The sequence below is a fragment of the Sphingobium sp. OAS761 genome, from assembly GCF_024168485.1.
Lineage (GTDB): Bacteria > Pseudomonadota > Alphaproteobacteria > Sphingomonadales > Sphingomonadaceae > Sphingobium.
In genome coordinates this window covers 1-24,192 of the sequence record NZ_JALJVY010000010.1, presented here as the reverse complement: position 1 = coordinate 24,192, position 24,192 = coordinate 1, and the positions used below count along the sequence as shown (strand labels likewise).

General features: G+C 65.5%; 25 protein-coding genes. 12 read left to right on the top strand and 13 right to left on the bottom strand.

What is annotated here, in order from left to right:
• Positions 1-115: 115 nt before the first annotated feature.
• Positions 116-1,273, top strand: coding sequence for an N-acetyltransferase (locus J3E64_RS14145; protein WP_253343669.1), 1,158 nt, complete (start codon positions 116-118; stop codon positions 1,271-1,273).
• An 18-nt stretch (positions 1,274-1,291) separates the two neighbouring features.
• On the opposite strand, the gene J3E64_RS14140 is transcribed toward J3E64_RS14145, so the two are convergent.
• Together J3E64_RS14140 and J3E64_RS14135 are read right to left on the bottom strand one after the other, a co-directional pair.
• A complete protein-coding gene (locus tag J3E64_RS14140; RefSeq protein WP_253343668.1) occupies positions 1,292-2,308 on the bottom strand; it encodes a class 1 fructose-bisphosphatase in 1,017 nt (338 codons plus the stop codon).
• A 95-nt stretch (positions 2,309-2,403) separates the two neighbouring features.
• Positions 2,404-3,318 (bottom strand): hypothetical protein, encoded by a 915-nt coding sequence (locus J3E64_RS14135; RefSeq protein WP_253343667.1) that lies wholly within the window; start codon positions 3,316-3,318, stop codon positions 2,404-2,406.
• Between the two features lie 129 nt (positions 3,319-3,447).
• On the opposite strand from J3E64_RS14135, the gene J3E64_RS14130 reads away from it, so the two are divergent.
• On the top strand, positions 3,448-4,233 hold the full coding sequence (locus J3E64_RS14130; protein WP_253343666.1) for a TerC family protein: 786 nt from the start codon (positions 3,448-3,450) through the stop codon (positions 4,231-4,233).
• 393 nt (positions 4,234-4,626) lie between these two features.
• On the opposite strand, the gene J3E64_RS14125 is transcribed toward J3E64_RS14130, so the two are convergent.
• The 4 genes from J3E64_RS14125 to hemN form a co-directional block, all read right to left on the bottom strand.
• Positions 4,627-5,997, bottom strand: a complete 1,371-nt coding sequence (locus J3E64_RS14125; RefSeq protein WP_253343665.1) for a class II 3-deoxy-7-phosphoheptulonate synthase — start codon at positions 5,995-5,997, stop codon at positions 4,627-4,629.
• Between the two features lie 128 nt (positions 5,998-6,125).
• Complete coding sequence (locus tag J3E64_RS14120; RefSeq protein WP_253343664.1) at positions 6,126-6,509, bottom strand: Rap1a/Tai family immunity protein; 384 nt, start codon at positions 6,507-6,509, stop codon at positions 6,126-6,128.
• An 87-nt stretch (positions 6,510-6,596) separates the two neighbouring features.
• The gene (locus J3E64_RS14115; protein WP_253343663.1) at positions 6,597-6,812 is read right to left on the bottom strand and encodes a hypothetical protein; all 216 of its coding nucleotides are present in this window, start codon (positions 6,810-6,812) and stop codon (positions 6,597-6,599) included.
• The gene (gene hemN, locus J3E64_RS14110) at positions 6,802-8,109 is read right to left on the bottom strand and encodes an oxygen-independent coproporphyrinogen III oxidase (protein ID WP_253343823.1); all 1,308 of its coding nucleotides are present in this window, start codon (positions 8,107-8,109) and stop codon (positions 6,802-6,804) included. The genes J3E64_RS14115 and hemN overlap by 11 nt, the downstream gene beginning before the upstream one ends.
• 128 nt (positions 8,110-8,237) lie before the next feature.
• Here hemN and J3E64_RS14105 point away from each other — a divergent pair, with 128 nt between their 5' ends.
• Positions 8,238-8,900: an OmpW family protein gene (locus tag J3E64_RS14105; protein WP_253343662.1), complete on the top strand. Its 663-nt coding sequence runs from the start codon at positions 8,238-8,240 to the stop codon at positions 8,898-8,900.
• 62 nt (positions 8,901-8,962) lie between these two features.
• On the opposite strand, the gene J3E64_RS14100 is transcribed toward J3E64_RS14105, so the two are convergent.
• The 3 genes from J3E64_RS14100 to J3E64_RS14090 all read right to left on the bottom strand — a co-directional run bounded on the left by J3E64_RS14100 (position 8,963) and on the right by J3E64_RS14090 (position 13,978).
• On the bottom strand, positions 8,963-10,225 hold the full coding sequence (locus tag J3E64_RS14100; RefSeq protein WP_253343822.1) for a YceI family protein: 1,263 nt from the start codon (positions 10,223-10,225) through the stop codon (positions 8,963-8,965).
• A 105-nt stretch (positions 10,226-10,330) separates the two neighbouring features.
• Positions 10,331-11,665: an alkaline phosphatase family protein gene (locus J3E64_RS14095; protein ID WP_253343661.1), complete on the bottom strand. Its 1,335-nt coding sequence runs from the start codon at positions 11,663-11,665 to the stop codon at positions 10,331-10,333.
• A gap of 3 nt (positions 11,666-11,668) precedes the next feature.
• Complete coding sequence (locus tag J3E64_RS14090; protein WP_253343660.1) at positions 11,669-13,978, bottom strand: TonB-dependent receptor; 2,310 nt, start codon at positions 13,976-13,978, stop codon at positions 11,669-11,671.
• 262 nt (positions 13,979-14,240) lie between these two features.
• On the opposite strand from J3E64_RS14090, the gene J3E64_RS14085 reads away from it, so the two are divergent.
• Complete coding sequence (locus J3E64_RS14085; protein WP_253343659.1) at positions 14,241-14,678, top strand: thioesterase family protein; 438 nt, start codon at positions 14,241-14,243, stop codon at positions 14,676-14,678.
• Between the two features lie 4 nt (positions 14,679-14,682).
• Here the strand turns inward: J3E64_RS14085 and J3E64_RS14080 are convergent, their stop codons facing one another.
• Positions 14,683-15,066, bottom strand: a complete 384-nt coding sequence (locus J3E64_RS14080) for a DUF983 domain-containing protein (protein WP_253343658.1) — start codon at positions 15,064-15,066, stop codon at positions 14,683-14,685.
• 93 nt (positions 15,067-15,159) lie between these two features.
• On the opposite strand from J3E64_RS14080, the gene pabB reads away from it, so the two are divergent.
• The 5 genes from pabB to msrA all read left to right on the top strand — a co-directional run bounded on the left by pabB (position 15,160) and on the right by msrA (position 19,374).
• Positions 15,160-16,329 carry an aminodeoxychorismate synthase component I gene (pabB, locus tag J3E64_RS14075; protein WP_253343657.1) on the top strand — a complete coding sequence of 390 codons (1,170 nt, stop codon included), beginning with the start codon at positions 15,160-15,162 and terminating at the stop codon, positions 16,327-16,329.
• A 33-nt stretch (positions 16,330-16,362) separates the two neighbouring features.
• Positions 16,363-16,986, top strand: coding sequence for an aminotransferase class IV (locus J3E64_RS14070; RefSeq protein ID WP_253343821.1), 624 nt, complete (start codon positions 16,363-16,365; stop codon positions 16,984-16,986).
• Positions 16,987-17,090: 104 nt separating this feature from the next.
• Positions 17,091-18,293: a pyridoxal phosphate-dependent aminotransferase gene (locus tag J3E64_RS14065; RefSeq protein WP_253343656.1), complete on the top strand. Its 1,203-nt coding sequence runs from the start codon at positions 17,091-17,093 to the stop codon at positions 18,291-18,293.
• 270 nt (positions 18,294-18,563) lie between these two features.
• Complete coding sequence (locus J3E64_RS14060; RefSeq protein ID WP_253343655.1) at positions 18,564-18,716, top strand: hypothetical protein; 153 nt, start codon at positions 18,564-18,566, stop codon at positions 18,714-18,716.
• Positions 18,703-19,374, top strand: coding sequence for a peptide-methionine (S)-S-oxide reductase MsrA (gene msrA, locus J3E64_RS14055; protein WP_253343654.1), 672 nt, complete (start codon positions 18,703-18,705; stop codon positions 19,372-19,374). The genes J3E64_RS14060 and msrA overlap by 14 nt, the downstream gene beginning before the upstream one ends.
• Positions 19,375-19,390: 16 nt before the next feature.
• Here msrA and J3E64_RS14050 read toward each other — a convergent pair whose 3' ends face one another.
• The 3 genes from J3E64_RS14050 to thrS form a co-directional block, all read right to left on the bottom strand.
• Complete coding sequence (locus J3E64_RS14050; RefSeq protein WP_253343653.1) at positions 19,391-19,684, bottom strand: hypothetical protein; 294 nt, start codon at positions 19,682-19,684, stop codon at positions 19,391-19,393.
• 139 nt (positions 19,685-19,823) lie between these two features.
• Positions 19,824-20,357, bottom strand: coding sequence for a translation initiation factor IF-3 (infC, locus tag J3E64_RS14045; protein WP_253343652.1), 534 nt, complete (start codon positions 20,355-20,357; stop codon positions 19,824-19,826).
• A 130-nt stretch (positions 20,358-20,487) separates the two neighbouring features.
• The gene (gene thrS, locus J3E64_RS14040; RefSeq protein WP_253343820.1) at positions 20,488-22,476 is read right to left on the bottom strand and encodes a threonine--tRNA ligase; all 1,989 of its coding nucleotides are present in this window, start codon (positions 22,474-22,476) and stop codon (positions 20,488-20,490) included.
• Between the two features lie 168 nt (positions 22,477-22,644).
• On the opposite strand from thrS, the gene J3E64_RS14035 reads away from it, so the two are divergent.
• The 3 genes from J3E64_RS14035 (at position 22,645) to J3E64_RS14025 (ending at position 23,948) form a co-directional block, all read left to right on the top strand.
• Entirely contained in the window at positions 22,645-23,079 is a 435-nt protein-coding gene (locus J3E64_RS14035) for a biopolymer transporter ExbD (RefSeq protein ID WP_253343651.1), read from the top strand.
• A 90-nt stretch (positions 23,080-23,169) separates the two neighbouring features.
• Positions 23,170-23,760, top strand: coding sequence for a hypothetical protein (locus J3E64_RS14030; protein WP_253343650.1), 591 nt, complete (start codon positions 23,170-23,172; stop codon positions 23,758-23,760).
• The gene (locus J3E64_RS14025; RefSeq protein ID WP_253343649.1) at positions 23,757-23,948 is read left to right on the top strand and encodes a helix-turn-helix transcriptional regulator; all 192 of its coding nucleotides are present in this window, start codon (positions 23,757-23,759) and stop codon (positions 23,946-23,948) included. Before J3E64_RS14030 ends, J3E64_RS14025 begins: the two co-directional genes overlap by 4 nt.
• The last annotated feature ends 244 nt before the right edge of the window (positions 23,949-24,192 follow it).

The following is a 24,192-nucleotide window of genomic DNA, read 5'->3' as shown; positions in this document are numbered from 1 at the left end:
TCATGGCAGCACCATGACATATTCACCATGATAATCCCCGCGTCCGCGCGCGTGATTGACATTGCGCAAACAAGGGCCGAACTGCACCGCATCGTACATTTCCAAGGCGGCGCCCGTGGCACAAAATGATCTGGTGATCACCCCCGTTTCCGGCAAGGCCGATATGAAGGCCTTCATCGACCTGCCCTGGCGTCTCTACGCCAACGACCCCAATTGGGTGCCGCCGCTCAAGTCGGAGGTGAAGGAACTGCTGACACCCGGCAAGAACCCCTTTTTCGGCCATGCCGAAGCGCAATATTTCCTCGCCCGGCGCGGCGGCACGGTGGTGGGACGCATTTCCGCCCATATCGATCATCTGGCGCTGGAGCAGCCGGTCGAACAGGGAATGGGGCCGGGCACGGGCAATTTCGGCATGTTCGAGGCGGAGGACGAGCCAACCGCAAAGGCACTGATCGCCATGGCCGAGGACTGGCTGCGCGCCAAGGGCATGACCCGCGTGCTGGGACCCATTTCCCTGTCCATCTGGGAGGAGCCGGGTCTGTTGATCGCGGGGCACGACCATCCGCCCACGGTCATGATGGGTCATGACAGCCCCGCCTATCAGGCGATGATTGAAGGCGCCGGCTATGTTCCGGTCAAGCAGCTCAAAACCTACGATCTGGACATCACCAACGGTTTCCCGCCGCTGATCCAGCGTATCGTGCAATCCGGCGAGAAGAATGACCGCATCCGCATCCGCAAGGTCGACAAGCGCAAATTCGATGCGGAGGCGGCGATCCTGCTGTCCATCCTGAACGATGCCTGGGGCAATAACTGGGGTTTTGTGCCGATCACCGACGAGGAGGTGGCGCATACCGGCAAGAAGCTGAAGCCCATCGTTTTCGAGGATCTGATCATGATCGCGGAACTGGACGGGGAGCCGGTCGCCTTCATGATGACGCTGCCCGACCTGAACGAGGCGATCGCGCCGCTCAACGGCACCCTATTCCCGTTCGGCTGGATCAAGCTGTTGAAATGGTTGAAGAAGCCAAATGGCCGCACCATGCGGGTGCCGCTGATGGGGGTGGTGCAGCGGCTGCAATCGTCGCGCATGGCGAGCCAGCTCGCCTTCATGATGATCGAATATATCCGCCGCAACGCCATCGCCCATTATGGCGCGACGCGCGGCGAGATCGGCTGGGTGCTGGACGACAATCAGGGCATGAACGCGATCGCCGACGCGATCGAGAGCAAGGTCAACAAGGTCTACCAGATCTACGAAAAGCCGCTGTAACCGACGGTGCGGGGGCGGTCAGGCCGCCACCGCTTCCCGGCCATAGGCGACCACCGCCTCTACCTCGGCGCGGTCGCCGATGACGACGCCGACGCGCTGGTGCAGGCCGGTGGGCGCGATGTCCATGATCGGCCCGAAGCCGTCGCTCGCCGCGCCGCCGGCCTGTTCGATCAGGAAACTCATCGGGTTCGCCTCGTACATCAGGCGCAGCTTGGCCTTGCCGGGCGTGCGGTCGTCATAGGGATACATGAAAACGCCGCCGCGCTTGAGGATGCGATGGATGTCGGCGACCATCGATGCGGTCCAGCGCATGTTGTAGTCCTTGCCGCACGGACCTTCGCCGCCCTGCACCCGTTCCTCTACATAACGCAGGATGCCGGGCGACCATTGGCGGCGGTTCGACATGTTGATCGCGAATTCGCACTTGCCCTGCGGCATCTTCATGTCGGCATCGGTCAAGACCCAGCTGCCGACTTCCCGGTCAAGCGTGAATTCGTAGACGCCCGTGCCGACCGACAGGACCAGCAGCGTCTGCGGCCCGTAGATGGCGTAGCCCGCCGCGACCTGATGGCGGCCCGACTGAAGGAAATCCTCCTCCGTCACATCGCGCCCGGCGCAGGCTTCCGGCGCCTTCAGCACCGAGAAGATGGTGCCGACCGACAGGTCGACGTCGATGTTGCTGGACCCGTCGATCGGATCGAACAGCATCAGATATTCGCCCTTGGGATAGCGGTTGGGGATCGGATAGAGGGTTTCCATCTCCTCCGATGCCATGGCCGCCAGATGACCGCCCCATTCATTGGCGTCGAGCAGCAGTTCGTTGGCGATCACGTCCAGCTTCTTCTGGACCTCGCCCTGCACATTCTCGCTGTCCAGGCTGCCCAGCACCTCGCCAAGGGCGCCCTTGCTGATCGAGAAGCTAACCACCTTGCACGCACGCGCAACGGTTTCGATGAGCAGGCGCAGCTCGGCGGGCAGGATGCCGGCCTGGCGCTGCTGTTCGATCAGGAAGCGGGTAAGGGTGGTGCGGGCCATGGGGTCTGTTCTCCAGGGGCGGGTCGAAACGGGATGTTCCGGTGGGTCGAGGTCTTCGCTAGGCAAGGTCGGCGGCCAAGTCCAGCCGCTGGCGATCAATCTCCGGCCATGCGTGCGGCGGCGTCGTCGCGCCCGACCGTCAGGTCGCGAACGCGCTTCATGTCGTCGTTGAAGTCGCCCCGGCCCAGCGCCTGTCCGGCCTGCGCATAGAAGCGTTCGGCCTTGCCATAGGCACCCGTGCGTTCGGCGCAGAGGCCAAGGTTGAACAGCAGCGAAGGCTGGCCGGGCTGCGCGCCGTCCATATCGCCCCATTGGGCGCAAGCGGCATCGGGGTCGCGCTGCGACAGCTTGACGCTGGCCTTGAACGCCTCGCCGGTCGGCTTGTCCATGCCTTCGCGCCCCTCGCGCAGCCGGACCTTGTATCTTTCATGGCGCGGCACGATGTCCGCGACGAACCGGTCGGCGGCCGTCTTCACCATGCGGCGGATGCTTTCGCGTGGCGTCCGCTTGCCCTTGTCGCCCGGGCATGTCGTCAGCGTTTCGGTCTGCGGCCGGGACTGGCTGTAGAGGATGCGGCCGTCCTCGCCCCGCGCGACGCGCAGGGTGGACGAGAAGCTGACCGTTTCCTGAAGGCAGGTCGCCTCTACCTTTTCCTTGCGGTTGCAGCGATCCCCGTCCTGCTCCACGCATTGGTCGACCTTCCGCTTGACGTCGCTTTCGCGAATGGTGGCGTCGGCCGTTCCCGACAGGATGGCATCGGCGTCCGGCCCCCGCCGGCTGAGCGCGATCAGGTCGTAATAGGGCCGTCCGTCCGGACCGTCATGGGCGAGCCGGTCCTCGATCGCCACCGCCAGCGCCGCACCGTCGCGCCCGGATATGCGGTCGATGCCGAAACTGCGCGCCAGGCTGACGTCGCGATAGGGCGCCGGGAAATGACCGACCATGTCGAAGGTTTCGGCATGGGCCGGCGCGGCGAGCGCGATCGCCCCCAAATAAAAACCGAAACGCATTGAAAAATCCCCCGAATATCGTGCGCAGCAATAGAAATTGTCGGCGCGGGCATCAAGTGGCAATAGGGACGGCCTAAAGTTTCGCGGTTGTTTCGTTACGATGTCGACAAGATCAACAAGAGGAAAGCCATGGACAGCCTGATCACCGCCTTCACCGACCCGGCCGCGCTTGCCGCGCTGATCGCGCTGGTGGTCATGGAAGTGGTGCTGGGCATCGACAATCTGGTCTTCATTTCGATACTGACGAACAAGCTGCCCGAGGCGCAGCGGCCCCGTGCACGCCGGATCGGCATCGCGCTGGCGCTGGTGATGCGCCTCGTCCTGCTGTCGATGATCGCGTGGATCGTGGGGCTGACCCGGCCGGTGTTCGACCTGGGGATCAGCGGGCCGCCCGGCGCCCATGGCGCGCCGACCTTCGAAACCGAATTTTCCTGGCGCGACATGATCCTGATCGGCGGCGGCCTGTTCCTGATCTGGAAGGCGACGAAGGAAATCCATCATAATGTCGACCCCTATGGCGGCGACGACGTGCTGGACCGCAAGAGCGTGGCGACCATGACGTTCGGCGCCGCGATCGTTCAGATCATCCTGCTCGACATGATCTTTTCGCTGGATTCCATCCTGACGGCGGTCGGCATGACCGACAATCTGGCGGTCATGTACATCGCCGTCATCGTGGCGGTGACGGTGATGCTGGTTGCGGCCGACCCGCTCGCCAACTTCATCGCGCGCAATCCGACCGTGGTGATGCTGGCGCTGGACTTTCTGCTGATGATCGGCGCGGTGCTGATCGCGGACGGCTTCGGCGTGCATGTGCCCAAGGGCTATATCTACGCGGCCATGGCCTTTTCGACGGTGGTCGAATGCCTCAACATCTTCGCGCGCCGGGCACAGAAAAGACGCGGGACGCAATAGGCCGACGACGTGCCGGGCGGGTTGCGCCAGGGTCATCGGGTCGAAGTTCACGCTGTCGTCGCCCTGTGCGCACCGTGCGCCGCCGGCCGATGCCGCAAAAGTCGCGGCCGCCCATCGCCCGATCCGGCCGCGGGTCATCGTCGGGTCATGGCGCGGCAAGGGCAGGGTCACGACCAGGTCACGCCCGGATCACGGCAGGATCATCGGGGCGCGGCGCCCGGGTCATGAGCGCGCGCCGGACGGGGGCGGGGTAGCCCCTGAGAAGGTGGATGCGACGGGTGGGGAAGGCCGGTTCCATCCGGCAGGATGGACCAGAGATTATCCTACATTGGAAGGACGCTGTTGCCATTTGTCAGGGGCGCCATGATCGGCACGGCGCCCCTGCGCAAAATATCAGGCCGCGGCGCGGCGTTCCTTCAGTTCCTCGTTCAGCATTTCCGCGAGCAGGAAGGCGAGTTCGAGGCTCTGCGCCGCGTTGAGGCGCGGGTCGCAATGGGTGTGATAGCGGTCGGCCAGCCCTTCGTCGGTGATGGCAATGGCACCGCCGGTGCATTCCGTCACATTCTGGCCGGTCATTTCGCAATGGATGCCGCCGCCGAAGCTGCCTTCGGCACGGTGGACCGCGAAGAAGCCACGCACTTCGGCCAGGATGCGGTCGAAGGGGCGGGTCTTGTAGCCATTGGCCGCCTTGACGACGTTGCCATGCATCGGGTCGCACGACCAGATGACCGGATGGCCTTCACGCATCACCGCGCGCACCAGCTTGGGCAGGCCGGATTCGATCTTGTCATGGCCATAGCGGGTGATCAGCGTGATGCGGCCCGCCTCGCGCGCCGGGTTCAGCACGTCGAGCAGGCGGATGAGCGCGTCCGGTTCAAGGCTGGGACCGCATTTCATGCCGATGGGGTTGCCGATGCCGCGCAGATATTCGACATGGGCCGACCCTTCGAAGCGGGTGCGGTCGCCGATCCACAGCATGTGCGCGGACGTGTCGTACCAGTCGCCGGTCAGGCTGTCCTGACGGGTCAGCGCCTGTTCGAAGGGCAGGAGCAGCGCTTCGTGGCTGGTGTAGAAGCTGGTCCCGCCAAGCTGCGGCACGCTTTCGGCGTCCAGGCCGCAGGCGCGCATGAAGTCGAGCGCCTGGCCGATCTGGTCGGCCATCGCCTCGAACTTCGTGGCCCAGGGCGAGCGGCCCATGAAATCCAGCATCCAGCCATGCACGCGGTCCAGGCTGGCGTAACCGCCGGTCGAGAAGGCGCGCAGCAGGTTGAGCGTGGCCGCCGACTGGTTGTAGGCGCGGATCATGCGCGACGGATCGGGTTCGCGCGCGTCGGCGGTGAACGCGATGTCGTTCACATTGTCGCCGCGATAGCTGGGCAGTTCGACGCCGCCCACCGTTTCGGTATCGGCCGAACGCGGCTTGGCGAACTGCCCCGCCATGCGGCCGACCTTCACCACCGGCAGCTTCGATGCGAAGGTGAGGACCACCGCCATCTGGAGCAGCACGCGAAAGGTGTCGCGAATGTTGTTCGGGTGGAATTCGGCAAAGCTTTCCGCGCAGTCGCCGCCCTGGAGCAGGAAGGCTTCGCCGGCGACGACCTTCGCCAGGTCGGCCTTCAGGTTGCGTGCCTCGCCCGCAAAGACGAGCGGCGGAAACTGGCCAAGCTGGGCCTCGACCGAGGCCAGCGCCTCCGCGTCCCGATAATAAGGCATCTGGATGCCCTTTTGGCTCCGCCAGCTTTCCGGCGTCCACTTCGCCGCCACGTCGAGTCTCCTTCGAACAGATAAAATAGGCGCCGCACCTACGCGTCTGGCGCTTTCAAGGCAAGTTTATAGCGGTCGCGGGGTGGAATCGCGTAAGCAATTGTCGCGATCAGGCTGATCGGACGTGTCTATTTCTGGCAGGGCCAGCGTTCGTTGAGCGCCACGCTGACCAGCACGGAAGCGGGCGCGGTCCGTTGATCGGGCCAGCGTTCCAGATAGGCGAGCACCGTCCGGCGCGCCTCGTCCGCGCTCATGCGGTCGGGCCAGCAGACCGGGTGCGTGCGGCCGATGAACACGTCCTTGCGGATGCCGTCGACCACGCCGACGATATAGGCGGTGCAGGCAAGCGCATATTCGGGCGCCTTGTTGCGGCATTTCGCACGCAGGCTGGTGCCGGTTTCGAACATGAAGGCGCCGCTCGTGACCGCGGGCGGGGCGGCGCCGGCCGGGGCTGCGGCAAGGACGGATGCGACAAGGAATGTTGCGGTCAGGGCGAGGACAGGCGCGCGCATGGACGATTCGTTCGTTGGGCTGGATCGCGGGACAATGACGCGGCGCGCCCGATCCGTCTATCCCCCGGCGGGGCGCGCCCGGCCGGTTCAGTCGCCGTCGTCCCCTGCTTCCCGCCGGCATCCTGCCATCAGGTGGCAGGCGAGGTCGTGGCGGCCGGGACCGGGGCGCGGCAGCCAGGGCGGCACCCAGTCGGCGGGCAGCGACGCGCCGCCGCAATAATAGGCCGATGCCGCGCCGGGTGCGGGGGGCAGGTTCAGCAGGACGCAGGCGAACGTGCCCAGCAGGGCGGCGCTAGACCGCATGGCTGAACCTGTTTTCCTCCGGTGCCAGATAGGCGTCGAACGCGGCGGCGATGCTGCGCGCATAGGGCAGGGCGGCGGCGGTCAGGACGATCCGGCGGCCGGTTACCCGCGCCAGGCCGCGATCAACGAAGCGCGACAGGTCCGGCAGCGGATCGCCATCGGCCAGGTCGACCATGCCCCGGCACAGCAGCGATTCCACGATGGCGCCGCGCCGCCGGTCCTCCGCCGTGCGCGCGATGCCGCGTGCGGCGGGCAGATGCCCGGCCTCGACCATGGCGCGATAGGGACCGGCCTGTTTCTCGTTCTGGACGAGCAGATCGGGAAACTGGCTTATCGCGCTGGCGCCCAGGCCGATCAGGACAGACGCGGGATCGTCGGTGAAGCCCTGGAAATTGCGGCGCAGATGTCCGTCCGCCGCCGCCAGCGCCAGCCCGTCCGTGGGCAGGGCGAAATGGTCGAAGCCGATGGCGCGATAGCCCGCCCCCGTGAGCAGACCGTGGCCGGCCGCCGCCATGGCGAACCGGGCGGCGACATCGGGCAGGTCGCCCGCGTCGATGCGGCGCTGGCGCGGCAGCAGGCGCGGCATATGCGCGTAGCCGAACAGCGCGATGCGTGCCGGAGCAAGCCGGACCGTCGCGTTCAGTGTCGCGATCAGGTCGTCCATCGACTGGCCGGGCAGGCCGTACATCAGGTCGAAGCCGGTGGCGACGCCGGCCGCGCCCAGCCGATCGACGGCGCGTTCCACCATGTCGATCGGCTGGATGCGGCCGATGCGGGTCTGGACATGGGGGCTGAAGGTCTGGACGCCCAGATTGACGCGACCGATCCCCATCGCGCCCATCGCGTCGATCCATTGCGCGTCCAGCCGACGCGGGTCGAGTTCGACGGAAACGTCGGCATGGTGCGCGTCGAAGCAGAGGATGATCTGCTGCATCAGGCGGATGAAGTCGACCAGCGGCAGGCTGTTGGGACTGCCGCCGCCAAAGGCGATGCGCGCCACCCGCCCGCGTCCGGCCAGGCGCGCGGCGATCATCGCGATCTCCCGCTCCAGCGCCTCGACATAGGCGGACAGGCGGTGCGTCCGGTTGGCAGCGCCCGTGTTGCAGCCGCAATACCAGCATATGTCGTGGCAATAGGGGATGTGGACATAGAGCGAGAGCGCGTCCCGCGCGGCGATGCCGTCGAGCCGGGCCGCCATGTCGGCGGGGCCGACATCGCCGGTGAACTGAGCGGCGGTGGGATAGCTGGTGTAGCGGGGCACCGGCCGGGCGAGCAGGTCAGGATGATAGGTCCACATGGCGCCGGGATTGCATTCCGGACGGCCCGCCGCATTGCGCGAGGTCAAAATATTGCTTGCGCCGCGTCAATGCGGGCCGCGCCGGGGCAGCGCAGAGGGAAGGGGTCAGACCAAGGAGACCCCCGATCATGAAAACCAGCACCATCCTGATCGCCGCCGCCGCCGTCACCGGCGCGGCCGCCGCCCCCGCCCAGGCCGCCCAGGGCGACGTGCTCGTCCGCCTGCGCGGCATCATGGTGGCGCCCAACGAAAAGAGCGGCAGCGTCCTGCCCGGCTTTCCCGGCGAGAAGGTGTCGGTCAACAACACGATCACGCCCGAAATCGACGTCACCTACATGGCGACCGACCATGTCGGGTTCGAACTGATCGCCGCGACCAGCCGGCATACGGTGAGCGGCCGGACGGGGACGACCGGATCGCTGGGCGAACTGGTGCGCACCAACGCCCTGCCGCCGACGCTGACCGTGCAATATCATCTGGCGCCCGGCGCGAAGGTCCGGCCCTATGTCGGCGCGGGCATCAATTACACCTTGTTCTTCAACAACAATGCGTCCGACGCGCTGGTGGCGGCGGTCGGCAAGACCAAGGTGCATCTGTCCGACAGTTTCGGCTGGGCCGGGCAGGTGGGGCTGGACATCGACCTGACCGACAGGATGTTCCTGAATTTCGACGTCAAATATATCGACATGGACACCAGGGCGCGGCTGACGACGACGGCGGCGGGCACGCAGAGCGTGAAGGTCAGCCTGGACCCGTTCGTGTTCGGCGTGGGCGTCGGCATGAAATTCTGAACCGGCGGCCGACAGGAAGGCGGCGACGGCGCGGGCCATGTCCCGCGCCCCGGCCGTCCGCCCTATTGCCGGCGCGCGGTGAAGGCGAAATCCACGGCGACATCGGGGGCGAGGCCGCCGCTGCTGTCGCCGTTGCCGACGCCGAAGGCGCCGCGCGTGACGGTCGCGCTGCCGCTGACCTTGCGGGTCGAGCCTGAGCCGGACAGGGTGAAGCGGATGGTCTGCGCTTTCGTCACCCCCTTCAGCGCCAGCGTGCCGCGCGCCCGGTAGCGGCCCGGGCCGGTGCTTTCCGCGCCCGTGGCGGTGAAGGTGGCGGTGGGGTGGGCGGCGGTCGCGAAAAATTCCTCGCCCGGCAGCATCCCGTCCTTGTAGGCGTCGCCCACGCTGGCCGAGGCCATGTCGATCACCACCTGGATGGCGGCACTTTCGGGATGGTCGGGGTCCATGGCGATCCGCGCCGTCCATTTGGCGAAGGTGCCGCCGATCCTTTCCCCGTCACTGCCGATCGAAAAGCCGATGCGGCCGCCGGGCTGCACGGTCCATGCCGGGGGCGGGCCGGCGGGCGCCGCCGCCTCATCCTGCTGCGGCGGCGCGACGGCATTGGCGGCGGCCGTGGGTTCCGCGGCATTGACCGCCGCCGCTTCGGTCCCGTTGGCGGGATCGGCCGCCGCATCGCTCTGGTTCGCGGGAGCCGGCGACGCGACCTCGGCCGATGCCGGTGTCGATGCCGGTGCAGGCAGGATGGCCCGGCCGAGCACGAACGCGGCGAGGACGAGCGCGGGCAGGAGCGCGAGCAGGATCGGCGAACGCGCAGGCACCATGCGCCAGATCAGGCCGTCGCCGATCAGCAGATGATGGCGCAGCGCGCCCGCGACATGCAGCAGGAACAGGGCGATGCCGATCCAGGCCAGCAGGCCGTGGCTGCCCTGCGCCAGATCGTGGGCGCCGGCGGGCAGCGGCAGGTGGGGCAGGGGCAGGACGCCGAAGATCAGGGTTGGCACCTTGACCTTCGCCGTCGACACCAGCGCCCAGCCGGTCAGCGGCGCGCCGATCATGAAGAGATAGAGGCCGAAATGCACCGTCGAGGCAAGCATAGCCTGCCAGCCCTTTTCCGATTTGGGCGGGCGCGGTTTCCAGTAGCGGATGGCGATGCGCAGCAGCGTCAGTGCCAGGATGGAGATACCGACCGACTTGTGGAGCTGGAACAGCGAAAAGCCGCGCGCGCCCAGATGTTCCAGCGCCCATCCGACCGCGATCTGAAAGGCGAGCAGGGCAGCGATCGCCCAGTGCAGTATGATGGCGGACAGGCTGTATCGCTGCGGCATGGACGGTCCCCGGCTGATGTCGGGCGCGACGCTAGGTCGCATGCAGGCACAAGTCCACCGCCCGGACCGAAACGCCGGATTGCGGCCCTGCTACCACCGGCCCTGCTACCGCAGGTCGATCGGCGCCTGCTCGCCCGTCAGCGTCGCGCCCATGAGCTTCGCCAGCGTCGGCGCGATGGCGCGCATGTCGACCTGCCCCAGATCCTTGCCCTTCGCCACGCCCTTGCCGATCAGCATCAGCGTGGATTGCAGGGCGGCGGGGCCGGGGGCGTAGCCGTGCATGCCCCTGACCGGGCTGTGCGAGAGCATGGGCGCGTCGGCCCCGCGGAAGATGTCAGTGACGAAGCCGGGCGCGAGATCGATAAAGAAAGCGGCACGCGGGTTGCCGCCCATGGCGGCGATGTCGCGCGGAGACATGACCCGGGCGATGCCGTGCGCGGGATTGGCGGCCAGCCTGTCGAGCAGCGCCTTCACCCGGTCGCGCAACGCCGCGTCGTCCGGGCGCGCGAGCATGATCGCGGCCGAGCCGCCCGACAGCCACGGCATGGCCAGCCACGAATCGACCTTGCCGTCCTTGCCCAGCGTGATCAGCCCTTCGTCCAGAAAGGGGCGGTAGAGGTTGACGGCGGTGTGGGTCGCCTGGAAGCCGTGATCGCTGACCAGGGCGATCACGGCGTCCGGGTGCGCCTTCAATTCCGCCGCCACCAGATCGCCCACGATCGCATCGATCCGTTCGAGCGTGGCCTTCGCCTGCGGCGATCCGGGGCCGGTCGCATGTTCCTCATGATCCAGCGCGGCGAGATAGACGGTCAGGAATTGCGGCTTGTGCGCGGCGATCATCGCGCCGGCGAAGCGGCCGCGATTTTCGTCGGCAGCGAGACTTTCGTCGATGCCCATCGCATAGGGCGCACCGACCACCCCCTCCAGTTCCGCCTTGAGGCCCGGCGTCGCCAGCGCGTCGAGCAGCCTGGCGTCGTCCGCATGGCCGGTGCGCCAGATTTGCGGCAGGTTCCAGGTCACGCCCTTCGCGGCGACGCTGACGGGCCAGTGGACATTGCCGGTGGAAAGTCCCGCCTTGCTGGCCGCTTCCCACAGGGTCGGGACCCTGACGTCCTGCGCATACCAATACCAGCCGCCCTGGTTGATGCCCGTGGGGTCGAACGTCGTATTCGACCAGATACCGTGGGCCGCCGGGGCGACGCCGGTCATCAGCGTCGTGTGGCTGGGGTAAGTCAGCGTCGGCAGCACGCCGGTGACGCCGCTGGCATGGGCGCCTTGCGTCAGGAAGCGGCGCAGGTTGGGGATGGCAAGGCCGCGCGTGTCCGCATCCGTCACGTCGCCGGGCCGCAACCCGTCGATGGAGATCAGGAGAAGCGGCTCCGCCAGCGCCGGTACGGGCGCGAGCGCGAGAACGGCGGCGAGCAGCGCGGCCTTGCCCATGGATCAGAACCCCGTCTTCAAGGTGGCGAAGAATTGCTGCGGCGCGCCGACCAGCAGGGTCTGCCCGTCGCCGCTATTGCCGAAGCCGCCCGATCCGACGGTGCTGACATAGCGTTTGTCGAGCAGGTTGGTGGCGTTCAACTGCACTTCGACCCGGTCGGTGAAGCGATAGCCGATGGTCGCATCCACCAGCACCCGGCCGGGGACCGACACGTCGTTGGTGTAGCTGTAGTAGCGGCGCGACATATAGTTGACGCCGATCCGGGCGATGCGCTTGCCATCGTCCAGATATAGCTCGCCCCGCGCCATATGCTTGGGCGCGTCCACCACCGTCTTGCCGTCGATCGCCGCGACCAGCACGCCGTTGCCGTCGCGCACATCGTTGCGATAGGTGGCGTCGGTATAGGTGTAGGAGCCATAGACGCCCCAGCCGCTGCCCAGCTTCACGTCGCCCGCCGCCTCGATACCGACAGCGCGCACGTCGCCGACATTCTGGAGCGCGGACGGGTTGCCCTGGATCGCCGATCCGACCTGAACGGCCAGCAGCCGGTTCTTGAAGTTGACCAGATAGGCGCCCAGCGTGCCGTTGAAAACCGGGCTGTGGTAGCGCAAGCCCGCCTCGAACGTGTCGGACGTTTCGGGCTTCAGGCTGCCGCGAATGGCGTCGAAGCCCGCCTGGTTGGTGGAGAAGGGGCCGGTCGTGGTCGCCGAGGCGAAGGCGCGGGTCGACTGGCTGAAACCGCCGTAGATTTCGGCTTGCGGGCTCAGTTCCACGGCGAAGCCGGCGGTCGGCTGGAACCAGTCGGTCGCGTCGATCTTGCCCTGCGGAAAGCTCGCCTGCACCACCGCCTCGGCCTTGTTCGTGACCTTGAAGCCCTTCCAGCCGACGTTGAGCGTCACCATGCCCAGGTCAATCTTGTCCTGAACATGATATTGGAACGTGTCGGTGGTGAAATCGAACTCCCACTGGGTGAAGAAGGGGTTCTTGGGATAGTCGCGGAAGGAAAGGCCCGGCTTGGTGCGGCTGGCGAAGGCATAGAAGCGGCGGGCCTGGTTGAACCTGTTATTCTCGTACCAGCCGCCAACGCTCAGCGTCTGGATGCCGAGGGTGAAGTCCAGGCTGCCGAACGCGCCATAGCGATCCATCTCATATTCGGTGGTCCGCACCGACATGGGAACGCCGTTGGGGCTGGGGACATAGGGCGTGCCCCATAGGCCCATACCGCTGTTGTGGTGATAATAGCCCTTGATCTTGAAGGTCACCGCGTCGCCGATCGGCGTCGTTACGCCGACCGCGCCCAGCCAGTCCTTGCGCAGGCCTGCTGCGTCATAATAGGCGTCGTCGGCGCTGGTGACATTGCCGGGATAGACCTGCCCGCCAGCAACCGGCGCGCCGCTGTAGTCGAAGCGGCCGTCGGGAAAGGGCGAGCCGCCCGTGTTGCTGATCTTGTCCACGTCGTTGAGGCGGCTGGCATAGTCGATCGCGCGGGCATAGTCGGGATAGGTGTTGTCCCAGTCCCAGCCCAGGCGACGGATCATGCCCATCGACATGTCCTGATAATCCTGCTCGCGCCGGTCGGAATAGCTGAGCCAGCCGTCGACCGTGGCCTCTCCGACCGGGATCACGACCTTCGCATTGCCCATATGCTGGTCCTGCGTGCCGGTGCCCTTATACTTGTCGGTCGCGCCATAGCCGTAGGAGACATAGCCGCGAATGCCGTCGCGGGTGCCGAGCGCCAGCCGGCCGAAAGCGCGCCACGTCTCGTTACTGCCATAGGTCAGGTTGCCCTGCGCCCCGAACGCGCCGCCGCTCAGATAGTCGGCCGGGTCGGCGGAGAAGGTTTCGACCGTGCCGCCGAGGTTGCCGGTCGACTGGGTGCCGAGCGATCCCGCGCCCTGGCTGACGCGCACGCTGCCGATATTCTCGCTGCTGACCGCGCGGGTGATGTGCAGGCCGTTATGATTGCCATAGCTCATGTCGCCCAGCGGAATGCCGTCGAAGGTGAAGCCGAGCTGGTTCTGGTTGAAGCTGCGGATGGTGACGCGCTGCGACCATTCATAATTGCCGAACGGGTCGGCCGACTGGAAATTGACGCTGGGCAGCTTCTCGATGGCTTTGAGCGCATTGGTGCCGGGCGTGAGCGTGACGATGTCGCGGCCGGTGATTTCCTGCACCTGGCGGGTTTCGCCGCGGCCGAACACGACGATGTCGGCACTGGCCGCGTCATCGGCGGCGGGTGCGGTCTGCTGCGCGAGGGCAGGTGTCGCGGCCAGCATGGTGGATGCGAGCAACAGGGCGTTGAGAGAACGCATGACGGTGATTTCCCCTTTGAACCGGTCCGGATGATCCGGTTCGGCGAGGGGCGCTTAAGCGTGTCATGTTGCGGTGCAATGAGACATTGCTGACGATTTCGCGTCCAGTGTGTGACAGCATTGTCATGATCGATGCGGATGGCGCAACGCCTGCATTCGCCTGTGTCAAAAAGGTCACGCCATCGCCAATTTCGCGCAGGCGATTGCATCGCCGGCCATCCGGGCTATGGGGAGGGCGTTATCTTTGCAGGGGAAGCAGGACATGGCGAAACCCGAATCCTGGCGGCTCGGTCCCGATGCCTACAGCTTCGTCACAAGCATCGATACGCGCTTCCAGGACGTGGACACGATGGGGCATATCAACAATGTGGCGATTTCCGCCATGTTCGAGACGGCGCGCATCCGCTTTCACCATCATCTGGGGCGGCATCCGCAGGAACAGGGCGTGCGCTGGCTGGTGGCGGCGGTGTCGCTGAACTTCATCCAGGAATCCCATTTCCCCTATCCGTTCGAGATACGCTGCGCCATCGGCCATATCGGACGCACCAGCTGGACCATCAGTTCGGCCGCGTTCCAGAAGGGCGAATGCGTCGCGACCTGCGACACGACGGTCGTGACCCACGGCGTGGAGGGGCGTCGCAGCATCGACGATTCGCTGCGCGAGGCGATGGAACTGAATTTCCTCAAGCAGCCCGCCTGACGGGTCAGCGGAAGCCCGCCAGCCTGCGGCTCCACTGAAAGGCGATCACCGCGCCCTTGACCGGCTGGATCATCGCGGTGGCGAGGATCACCGCCAGCAAAGGCCAGAGCACCGCCTGCCAGCCCAGCGGAATGGCCAGCGCCGCGTTCACCTCTATCATCAGGGGGACCAGAATATGGCCGAGCAGCAGGATCACGATATAGGCCGGGAAATCGTCCGCCTGATGCAGGTCGATGCGCGTGCCGCACTGGCGGCAGGACGATACCGGCTTCAGGAAGCGGGCAAACAGCCGCCCCTGGCCGCAGGCGGGACAGCGGCCGCGCAGGCCATGCTTGATGGCGTCCATCGCGGGACGGTCGGGTACGGTGTCGGACAGGGGGTCGGTCATGTGTCGTCCGCTAGGGCCTTGCGCGGCGGCGCGCAACCGTTGCGGGCCGTTCATCGCCCTTTCGCCGCGCCGAAAGCCTGTTAAGACAGCCCGATGCAGCTGCCCGGCCCCGACGAAGCCTATGTCCTGTTCGACGATGCGCGCGTCCGGGGCGGGGCGCCCGCGCGCCTGTATCGCGACCCTGTAGGAACGGTAACGGCCCATGATCCGGCCGATGTGCAGTCCGCGCTGGACCGGATCGCGGATGCGCGGGAAGCGGGGCTGCACGTCGCCGGTTTCATGGCCTATGAGGCCGGCTACGCGCTGGAACCGCGTCTGGGCAGGATGATGGCGAAACGGTCGCGCCCTGCCGGGCCGCTGCTGTGGTTCGGCCTGTTCGAGGGCGTGCGCTTCCTGGCGCCGGGCGAGCTGCCGGGGTTGCTGCCCGACGGTGCCGGCCACCGGCCGGGCCCGCTGCGCCCGATGATCACCGAAGCGGCCTATCGGGCCGCTTTCGCGCGCGTGCAGGATCTGATCGGGGCGGGCGACATCTATCAGGTCAATCTGACCTTCCCCTGCGAGATCGACCTGCCGGGCGATCCGTTGGCCCATTATGCCGCGATCCGGCCCCGCGCGGCGGCGGGCTATGGCGGTGTTGTCCGGACGGGCGAACGCACGATCCTGTCCTTTTCGCCCGAACTTTTCTTCACCCATGTGCGCGGGCAGTTGACGGCCCGTCCGATGAAGGGAACCGCGACGCGGGCCGTCGATGCGCGCGAGGACGAGGCGCAGGCGCGCCAGCTGGCCCGGGATGTCAAGCAGCGCGCCGAAAACCTGATGATCGTCGACCTGCTGCGCAACGACCTGTCGCGGGTGTCGCGCGCGGGCAGCGTCACGGTGCCCGACCTGTTCAAGGTGGAAAGCTACCCTACCGTCCACCAGATGGTATCCACCGTGCGCGCCCGGATGCTGCCGGGCCTGTCGACCGTGGATGTCTTGCGGGTGCTGTTTCCCTGCGGATCGATCACCGGCGCGCCCAAGCTGCGGGCGATGGAGATCATCGACATGGTCGAGCCGTACCCGCGCGGGGTCTATACCGGGACGATGGGCTGGATCGACCCGGAAGGCGATGCGGCGTTCAATGTTGCCATCCGGTCCGTTTGCATCGAAGACGGTGCGGAAGCGGGCCGGATAGGACTGGGTTCGGGCATCGTCGCGGATTCCGATGTCGGGGCGGAATGGGCGGAATGTCTGGCCAAGGGGCGATTTCTCTCTCCGGCTTGACTTGGGCGGGCGCAAGGGCTTGGAATGACAGGGATGGCATGGGGTGATGGACGGTTCGATCTGCTCGAGACCATGGCTTTCGACCCGCTGGAGGGGGTCAGGCTGCTCGATCTGCATCTGGCGCGGATGAAGGCCAGCGCGGAGGCGCTGGGCTTCGCCTTCGACCGGCATGACGTGCGCAACGAGCTTCAGGCCGCGACCTTTCGCCTGCGCGAGCGCAGCCGCGTGCGCCTGCTGGTGTCGCGCCGGGGTTTCGTCGCGATCGAGGTGCGGGCGCACCGGACCTGGCCGCAGGCGATCGTCCCCGTGGCCCTGGTGCCGCGCCATACGCCCGCGAACGATGGACGCCTGCACCACAAGACCACCGATCGCAGCCTGTATCGCGATGCCCTGCGGCGCGGCGGCACCTATGAGGTGTTGCTGGTGGATGCCGACGGCTTTCTGACCGAAGGCAGTTTTTCGTCCCTGTTCGTGGAGCGCGGCGACAAGCTGGTGACGCCGCCGCTCAAGCGCGGCCTGCTGCCGGGCATATTGCGCCAGAGCCTGCTGGACATGGGCGAGGCGGTCGAGGGCGACCTGCGGCCGCACGACCTGGAGCGCGGCTTTTTCATCGGCAATGCCGCGCGCGGCATGGTGGCGGCGACGCTGGCACGATAGCCAGTCGGGACGATGTGGCGGTTGCCCCCGGAGCCGTTGCGCACTAAGGGACGCGGCGTCCGCTGCCGTTGCGGACTTGGGGACATTTCAGAAAGATTATTGCCATGAGCCAGACTTCCGCCGCCCTTGGACGCATCCAGCCTTCCGCCACGCTCGCCATGAGCGCGCGGGTGAATGCGCTCAAAGCCGAAGGCGTCGACGTCATTGGCCTGTCGGCGGGCGAACCCGATTTCGATACGCCGGACTTCGTGAAGGACGCGGGAATCGACGCCATTCGCAAGAACCTGACCCGCTATACCGACGTCGACGGCACCGCCGACGTCAAGGAAGCCGTCGCGTTCAAGTTCAAGCGCGACAATGGCCTGATCTACAAGCGCAGCCAGATCAGCGTCAATTCGGGCGGCAAACACACCCTGTTCAATGCGCTGGTCGCGACCGTCGATGCAGGCGACGAGGTGATCATCCCGGCGCCTTACTGGGTCAGCTATCCCGACATCGTGAATTTCGCGGGCGGGACCCCGGTGTTCATCGAGGCGCCCGCCAGCCAGGGCTACAAGATCACCGCAGCACAGCTGGAGGCGGCGATCACGCCGCGCACCAAGTGGGTCATGCTCAACAGCCCGTCCAACCCGTCGGGTGCCGCCTATGCGGCCGACGAGCTGAAGGCGCTGGCCGAAGTGTTGCTGCGCCATCCGCACGTGCTGGTGATGACCGACGACATGTACGAGCATGTCTGGTATGCGGCCACCCCCTTCGCCACCATCGCGCAGGTGTGCCCGGAGCTGTACGAGCGCACCCTGACGGTCAATGGCTGTTCCAAGGCCTTTTCCATGACCGGCTGGCGCATCGGTTTCGCGGGCGGCCCCGAATGGATCATCAAGGCGATGGGCAAGCTGCAATCGCAGTCGACCAGCAATCCGTGCTCGATCAGCCAGGCGGCCGCCGTCGCCGCGCTGACCGGCCCGCAGGATTTTCTGGAAGAGCGCAACGCCGTGTTCAAGAAGCGCCGCGACATGGTGGTCGCCATGCTGAACGACGCGCCCGGCCTGGATTGCCCGACGCCCGAAGGCGCCTTTTACGTCTATCCCGATGCCAGCGGCGTCATCGGCAAGACGACGCCCAAGGGCGCGGTGATCGACAGCGACGAGGCGCTGATCGGATATTTCCTGGACGAGGCCAAGGTCGCCGCCGTCCATGGCGCGGCCTTCGGCCTGTCGCCCGCATTCCGCATCAGCTACGCAACCTCCGACGAGGTCCTGAAAAAGGCGTGCACGCGCATTCAGGAAGCCTGCGCCGCGCTGAAATGACGCTGTGGCGGACCGCGCATCCCGGCGCGCGGTCCGTCAGCATCAAAAATGGAAACGGTTCTTTTCGACCCGTGCCGTCTTGCGATCGGCGCGATGAGACGTATATCCCCGTTGCGAATAGAAACTGATTAAAGGCAAAATCGCTTTCGTCGTTATTATCCCTGCGTTGGTCGAAAGCGGCTCTCGCCGCGAGGGCGGTTCAGACAGGGGCAAGCAAGCGGAGCGTAGCCAGGGGCCAAAGGGCCAAAGACGAAGTGAAAGGCATTGGCCATGAAGGCTTTTCTGAAATCCGACCTGTTCCTCCGCTTTCTGGGCGGTTTCGCGATCGGCGCCGTGGGCATGGTGATGTTGCAGCCCGAAGAACCGCCGATGTTCGGTTCGACCGCCGTCGCCGCAACGCAGCCGGCCGATGCGGCGCTTTGACGGCATAGCCCTGGCGATCCTGGCGGCGCTTGTCGTCGCCGCGCCCGTGCGCGCCGAACGGGTGGTGCGCGCACCCGCGCCCGATGTCGAGGCCGCCGCGACCCGCAAGCTGGAAACGGCCGTGTTCGCCGGCGGTTGCTACTGGGGCGTCGAAGGCGTGCTGTCGCATGTGAAGGGCGTGCATCTGGCCGTGTCCGGCTTTGCCGGCGGCCCCAACTCGCGGCGGATAGATTATGCGCGCGTGAGCGAAGGCGATACCGGCTTCGCCGAATCGGTCCGCGTCACCTACGATCCCAAGGTGGTCAGCTACGGCACGCTGCTGCGCGTCTTCTTTTCGGTGATCGCCGATCCCACCACGCTGAATTACCAGGGGCCGGACCATGGCACCCAGTATCGCAGCGCGCTGTTTCCGCTCAATGCGGGGCAGGACAAGACGGCGCGCGCCTATCTGGCCCAGTTGAGCAAGAGCGGCCTGTGGCGTGACCCGGTCGTGACGAAGGTGGAGCGGTTCACCGGATTTCAGGACGCGGCGAGCGACCATCAGGACTTCATGCGCAAGAACCCGCGCCACCCCTATATCATGCGCTGGGACGCGCCCAAGCTGGACGCGTTCAGGCAGATGTTTCCGGACCTGTATCAGGAAAAGCCGTCGGCCTGAGTCGCGGCGCGCCTGATCAATTCCCGCGCGCCACCGTGCAACTGGTCCGCTGCGGAGCGACAATGTGGACATCGCGCGCGTCGCGATTTTCATCCCGTTCGAAATAGACCGCGGGCTGGCCGGAACGGTCGGGCTGCAAATGGCCGATCGCACCGGCGAAGGGGCCGGATGTCAGCCGGATCACGTCGCCCGCTTCGCCCCGAAAGCTGCCCGTTCCGTTGGCGGTACGGTAGCTGCCCCTGGGGTCGAGCGTCAGCGTGCCCATGTTCGAATAGCGCCGTTCATAATGATAGTCCTGCCCTGCGATCACGCCGCCGATCGGCGGGTTCCGGAAGCAAAGACAGGTTGATCCAGATTGATCGCCAAGTCCGGGCGGCGCGCGTACATGAAAAAAGCGAGCCCGAGAGGGCCCGCTTTCATTCCTTGTCGATGGCGTGGCAGCGTGCCCGTTATTTCGGCGACAATACCATCAGCATCTGGCGGCCTTCCATGCGCGGATAGGCTTCGACCTTGGCGATTTCCTGGACATTTTCAGCCACGCGCTGGAGCAGGTTCATGCCCAGCTGCTGGTGGCTGAGTTCGCGACCGCGGAAACGCAAGGTGATCTTCACCTTGTCGCCTTCGCCAATGAAATCATGGACCTTCTTCATCTTCGTATCATAGTCATGATCGTCGATGTTCGGACGCATCTTGATCTCCTTGATCTCCTGCGTCTTCTGGGTCTTGCGGGCGATGTTCGCCTTTTTCTGGGCTTCGTACTTGTATTTGCCGATGTCCAGGAACTTGCAGACCGGCGGATCGGCGTTCGGCGATACCTCGACCAGATCGAGGCCGACCTCATAGGCCTGTTCAATCGCCTCCTGCGTAAACATCACACCGAGATTTTCGCCTTCGTCATCGATCACGCGCACCTTGGGCACGTTGATGAACTCGTTGTAGCGGGGGCCGGACTTCGGCGGCGGCGCGAGCGGGCGGCGCATCATCGGGGGACGTATAGCAATATCTCCTGTGGTCGTTGCAAGAACGGATGGCTCTTAACGGCTTTTGCGAAAAGCCGAAAGGGGTGCGTGCTTCCGTCGTAACGGAATCACGCACCCTTGCGGCATTTCTGCCTCACTGCATATCGGGTGCCCGCGCCTCATTTGCAAGACGGTCGATCACATCGTCCAGCGAAAGGACGCTCTGCCCGTCCTTGCCCAGTGCGCGCAGGGCGACCGTGCCCTCGTCCGCCTCGCGGCGGCCGACGACCAGCAGGTTGGGCACCTTGGCCAGGCTGTGCTCGCGCACCTTATAGTTGATCTTCTCGTTGCGGATGTCGATTTCCGCGCGGATGCCGGCCGCGCGCAGTTTTTCGACCGCCGCCTTCGCATAATCGTCCGCGTCGGACACGATGGTGGCAACAACGGCCTGCACCGGGGCGAGCCAGAGCGGGAATTTGCCCGCATAATGTTCGATCAGGATGCCGATGAAGCGTTCATAGCTGCCGAAGATCGCGCGGTGGAGCATGACGGGGCGGTGGCGTTCGCCGTCTTCGCCTACATAGGATGCGTCGAGCCGTTCGGGCAGCACGCGGTCGGACTGGATCGTGCCGACCTGCCAGGTGCGGCCGATCGCGTCGGTCAGGTGCCATTCCAGCTTGGGCGCGTAGAAGGCGCCTTCGCCGGGCAATTCCTCCCAGCCATATTCCGGCGTGTTGAGACCGGCGGCGGCGACGGCATTGCGCAATTCCTCCTCGGCCTTGTCCCACATCTCCTCGGTGCCGAAGCGCTTTTCCGGGCGAAGCGCCAGCTTGATGGAGTAGGTGAAGCCGAAATCCTTGTAGATCCGGTCGGCCAGCGCGCAGAAGGCGCGGACTTCCTCGACGATATGGTCTTCGCGGCAGAAGATGTGGGCGTCGTCCTGCGTGAACTGGCGCACGCGCATCAGGCCGTGCAGTGCGCCGTGCGGCTCATTGCGGTGGCAGCAGCCGTTTTCATAGAAGCGCAGCGGCAGGTCGCGATAGCTCTTGATCCCCTGACGGAAGATCAGGACATGCGCCGGGCAGTTCATGGGCTTCAAGGCCATCCAGTCGGCATCGTCCGACACCAGCGGGCCGTCGTCATCGACATTGGGCACTTCGTCAGGGATGACGAACATATTTTCGCGATATTTGCCCCAGTGGCCGGACTGCTCCCACTGGCGCGCGTCCATCACCTGCGGCGTCTTGACCTCACGATAGCCCGCCTCGTCGATGGCGCGGCGCATATAGGCTTCCAGCGCGCGCCAGATGACATAGCCCTTGGGATGCCAGAAGACGCTGCCATGCGCTTCCTGCTGGAGGTGGAACAGGTCCATCTCCGCGCCCAGCTTGCGATGGTCGCGCTTGCCCGCTTCTTCGAGGCGCGTCAGGTGCGCGTCGAGCTGTTTCCTGTTGAGCCAGCCGGTGCCGTAGATGCGCGTGAGCTGCGCATTCTTCTGGTCGCCGCGCCAGTAGGCGCCGGCCACGCGCATCAGCTTGAACGCCTGCGGATCGAGCTTGCCGGTGGAGGCCAGATGCGGCCCCCGGCACATGTCGAGCCAGTCGCTGCCCGACCAGTAAACGGTCAGTTCCTCACCCTCGGGCAGTTCGGCCGCCCATTCCGCCTTGAAGCTTTCACCGTCCGCCTGCCACTTGGCGATCAGATCCTCGCGGCTCCACACCTCGCGGCGCAAGGGCTTGTCCGCGCGGATGATGTCGCGCATCTTCTCCTCGATCGCGGGCAGATCGTCCATCGAGAAGGGATCGCGCGACGCCGGGGCCATCACGTCATAATAAAAGCCGTCGTCGGTCGCGGGGCCGAAGGTGATCTGCGTGCCGGGGAAGAGGGCCTGCACCGCTTCGGCCAGGATATGCGCGAAATCGTGGCGCGCCAGTTCCAAGGCGTCCGCCTCGTCACGCGCGGTGACCAGCGCAAGCTGCGCGTCGGCCTCCAGCGGACGGGTGATGTCGCGCAGTTCGCCGTCGACGCGCGCGGCGATCGCTGCCTTCGCCAGCCCCGGCCCGATCGCCGCCGCAATGTCCGCCGGGGTCGTGCCGGGCGCGACTTCGCGCACGGAACCGTCGGGCAGGGTGATCTTGAGCATGGCGGACACGGACGGACTCTCTTGTGAAAGGGCAGATGGCGCGGCACGGAACGCCGCCTGTTCCCCTTAAATGGGCCGTCCGCACTGTCAATAGAAGCCCTCTTGCGTTCGAAGCGTGAAATAGAATAACATAACGATATAAAATAACACATCATTGAGGAGGATGTCATGGCGCTTTCCATTTCGCAGCCCGAAGCCCGCACGGACGCCGACCGGCCGCTGGGCGAGATGAACACGACCCCGCTGATCGACGTCATGCTGGTCCTGCTCATCATGTTCATCATCACCATCCCGGTGCAGACGCACAGCGTAGGTGTGGACTTACCGCGACCCATTCCCGACAATTTCGAGATGAACCCGATCAAGAACAAGGTTGGGATCGATGCGGATGGCGTGATCCGTTGGAACGGCGCGGCGATCGACAGGCTGACCTTGCGGCAATATCTGGCCGCCTCGCTGAGAATGCCGGTCGAACCGGAACTCCAGTTCCAGCCGGACGCAGCCGCCCGCTATGTGGCTGTAGACGCAGTGCTGGCCGACATTAAGCGCGCGGGCATAACCAATCTCGGCTTTGTCGGTAACGAGCGCTATGGTCAGTTTTGACAAGTACTAAAGACAAAATGTAAAGTGTCATTGACTCTCTGCCTTCTGTTTCTGTAAAGGGTACTTGACCTTGCAGAACAGGAGGCTTGAATGTCCATGCAACCCGAACCCGCTTTCCGCCTTCCCTGGCGCATGATCTGCGCCGCTGCGGCCTTCACCCTGTTGATGATCGGAGCGGGGGTGGCCGCCAACATCCTCACCATTCACGGCAATGGCAAATTGTCGCTGATGGTCCCCGGCCTGCTGGCGCTTGGCTGGCTGATGTGGGAAGCGTTGCGTCTCGCGCGTAGCATTCCAGGATCGGCCATTGCCCGCTATATCAGCCGGGTCGTACCGCTGCTCGTCGCCAATGTCGTCACCGTGGTCGCTGCCATCACGATCCAGCGTGAATGGCATCCGACGGGCATCTGGGCGGTGCTGCTGGCATTGCTACCCGCGCCGCCATTGATCGGCTTCATCTGGGCGATGGGGCGCCTGTTGGTTGAGGAGACGGATGAATATCTGCGCATGGTCCATGCCCGGCGCGCGCTGATCGCGTCCGGCTTCATGCTGGTGATAACCACCGTCTGGGGCCTGCTCGAAGGATCGGGCTTAGCGCCTCATGCGCCGGCCTATGCTGCCTTCATCCTCTGGAATCTTGGCCTGCTCCTGGCGCCTCTTTTTCCAGGCGGGCGAGCATGAAGAACCGGCTCAAGATATTGCGCGCTGAGCGGGACTGGAACCAGAGCGATCTTGCTGTCCAACTCGGCGTCTCCCGACAGAGCATCAATGCGATCGAGACCGGTAAATATGACCCCTCTCTGCCGCTGGCCTTTCGTATCGCCGACCTGTTCGGCCTGACGATCGAGGAGATTTTCATACGTGACTAAGTTGTTGTCGGCTTGACCGGGGCGATGCTTCCCTGTCTTCTGTTGTCCGGGAAATATTCCGGGGGTGTCATGGACGAAGAACAGGTCGGGCGGGACGGTTTCGCCTTTGAAGGCAATTGGCGGGACTATGCACCGATCGCCTTTACCAACTGGACACCTCGAAGAACCGTCGGATTATGTCCTGATGGACGCAGGAGAAGGCGCGAGCGGGCGGGTAGTGCCGATTCCGATGCAGCGATCCGCT

What these genes read in the sequence shown, in the direction of transcription:
- J3E64_RS14025 (WP_253343649.1), top strand. Translation starts at nt 23,757, where the DNA reads ATGAAGAACCGGCTCAAGATATTGCGCGCTGAGCGGGACTGGAACCAG.
- infC (WP_253343652.1), bottom strand. Translation starts at nt 20,357, where the DNA reads ATGATGCGCCGCCCGCTCGCGCCGCCGCCGAAGTCCGGCCCCCGCTAC.
- J3E64_RS14090 (WP_253343660.1), bottom strand. Translation starts at nt 13,978, where the DNA reads ATGCGTTCTCTCAACGCCCTGTTGCTCGCATCCACCATGCTGGCCGCG.
- J3E64_RS14130 (WP_253343666.1), top strand. Translation starts at nt 3,448, where the DNA reads ATGGACAGCCTGATCACCGCCTTCACCGACCCGGCCGCGCTTGCCGCG.
- J3E64_RS14035 (WP_253343651.1), top strand. Translation starts at nt 22,645, where the DNA reads ATGGCGCTTTCCATTTCGCAGCCCGAAGCCCGCACGGACGCCGACCGG.
- J3E64_RS14080 (WP_253343658.1), bottom strand. Translation starts at nt 15,066, where the DNA reads ATGACCGACCCCCTGTCCGACACCGTACCCGACCGTCCCGCGATGGAC.
- J3E64_RS14030 (WP_253343650.1), top strand. Translation starts at nt 23,170, where the DNA reads ATGTCCATGCAACCCGAACCCGCTTTCCGCCTTCCCTGGCGCATGATC.
- J3E64_RS14135 (WP_253343667.1), bottom strand. Translation starts at nt 3,318, where the DNA reads ATGCGTTTCGGTTTTTATTTGGGGGCGATCGCGCTCGCCGCGCCGGCC.
- J3E64_RS14105 (WP_253343662.1), top strand. Translation starts at nt 8,238, where the DNA reads ATGAAAACCAGCACCATCCTGATCGCCGCCGCCGCCGTCACCGGCGCG.
- J3E64_RS14140 (WP_253343668.1), bottom strand. Translation starts at nt 2,308, where the DNA reads ATGGCCCGCACCACCCTTACCCGCTTCCTGATCGAACAGCAGCGCCAG.
- hemN (WP_253343823.1), bottom strand. Translation starts at nt 8,109, where the DNA reads ATGTGGACCTATCATCCTGACCTGCTCGCCCGGCCGGTGCCCCGCTAC.
- J3E64_RS14120 (WP_253343664.1), bottom strand. Translation starts at nt 6,509, where the DNA reads ATGCGCGCGCCTGTCCTCGCCCTGACCGCAACATTCCTTGTCGCATCC.
- J3E64_RS14065 (WP_253343656.1), top strand. Translation starts at nt 17,091, where the DNA reads ATGAGCCAGACTTCCGCCGCCCTTGGACGCATCCAGCCTTCCGCCACG.
- J3E64_RS14100 (WP_253343822.1), bottom strand. Translation starts at nt 10,225, where the DNA reads ATGCCGCAGCGATACAGCCTGTCCGCCATCATACTGCACTGGGCGATC.
- msrA (WP_253343654.1), top strand. Translation starts at nt 18,703, where the DNA reads ATGCGGCGCTTTGACGGCATAGCCCTGGCGATCCTGGCGGCGCTTGTC.
- J3E64_RS14070 (WP_253343821.1), top strand. Translation starts at nt 16,363, where the DNA reads ATGGCATGGGGTGATGGACGGTTCGATCTGCTCGAGACCATGGCTTTC.
- J3E64_RS14085 (WP_253343659.1), top strand. Translation starts at nt 14,241, where the DNA reads ATGGCGAAACCCGAATCCTGGCGGCTCGGTCCCGATGCCTACAGCTTC.
- thrS (WP_253343820.1), bottom strand. Translation starts at nt 22,476, where the DNA reads ATGCTCAAGATCACCCTGCCCGACGGTTCCGTGCGCGAAGTCGCGCCC.
- pabB (WP_253343657.1), top strand. Translation starts at nt 15,160, where the DNA reads ATGCAGCTGCCCGGCCCCGACGAAGCCTATGTCCTGTTCGACGATGCG.
- J3E64_RS14060 (WP_253343655.1), top strand. Translation starts at nt 18,564, where the DNA reads ATGAAGGCTTTTCTGAAATCCGACCTGTTCCTCCGCTTTCTGGGCGGT.
- J3E64_RS14115 (WP_253343663.1), bottom strand. Translation starts at nt 6,812, where the DNA reads ATGCGGTCTAGCGCCGCCCTGCTGGGCACGTTCGCCTGCGTCCTGCTG.
- J3E64_RS14095 (WP_253343661.1), bottom strand. Translation starts at nt 11,665, where the DNA reads ATGGGCAAGGCCGCGCTGCTCGCCGCCGTTCTCGCGCTCGCGCCCGTA.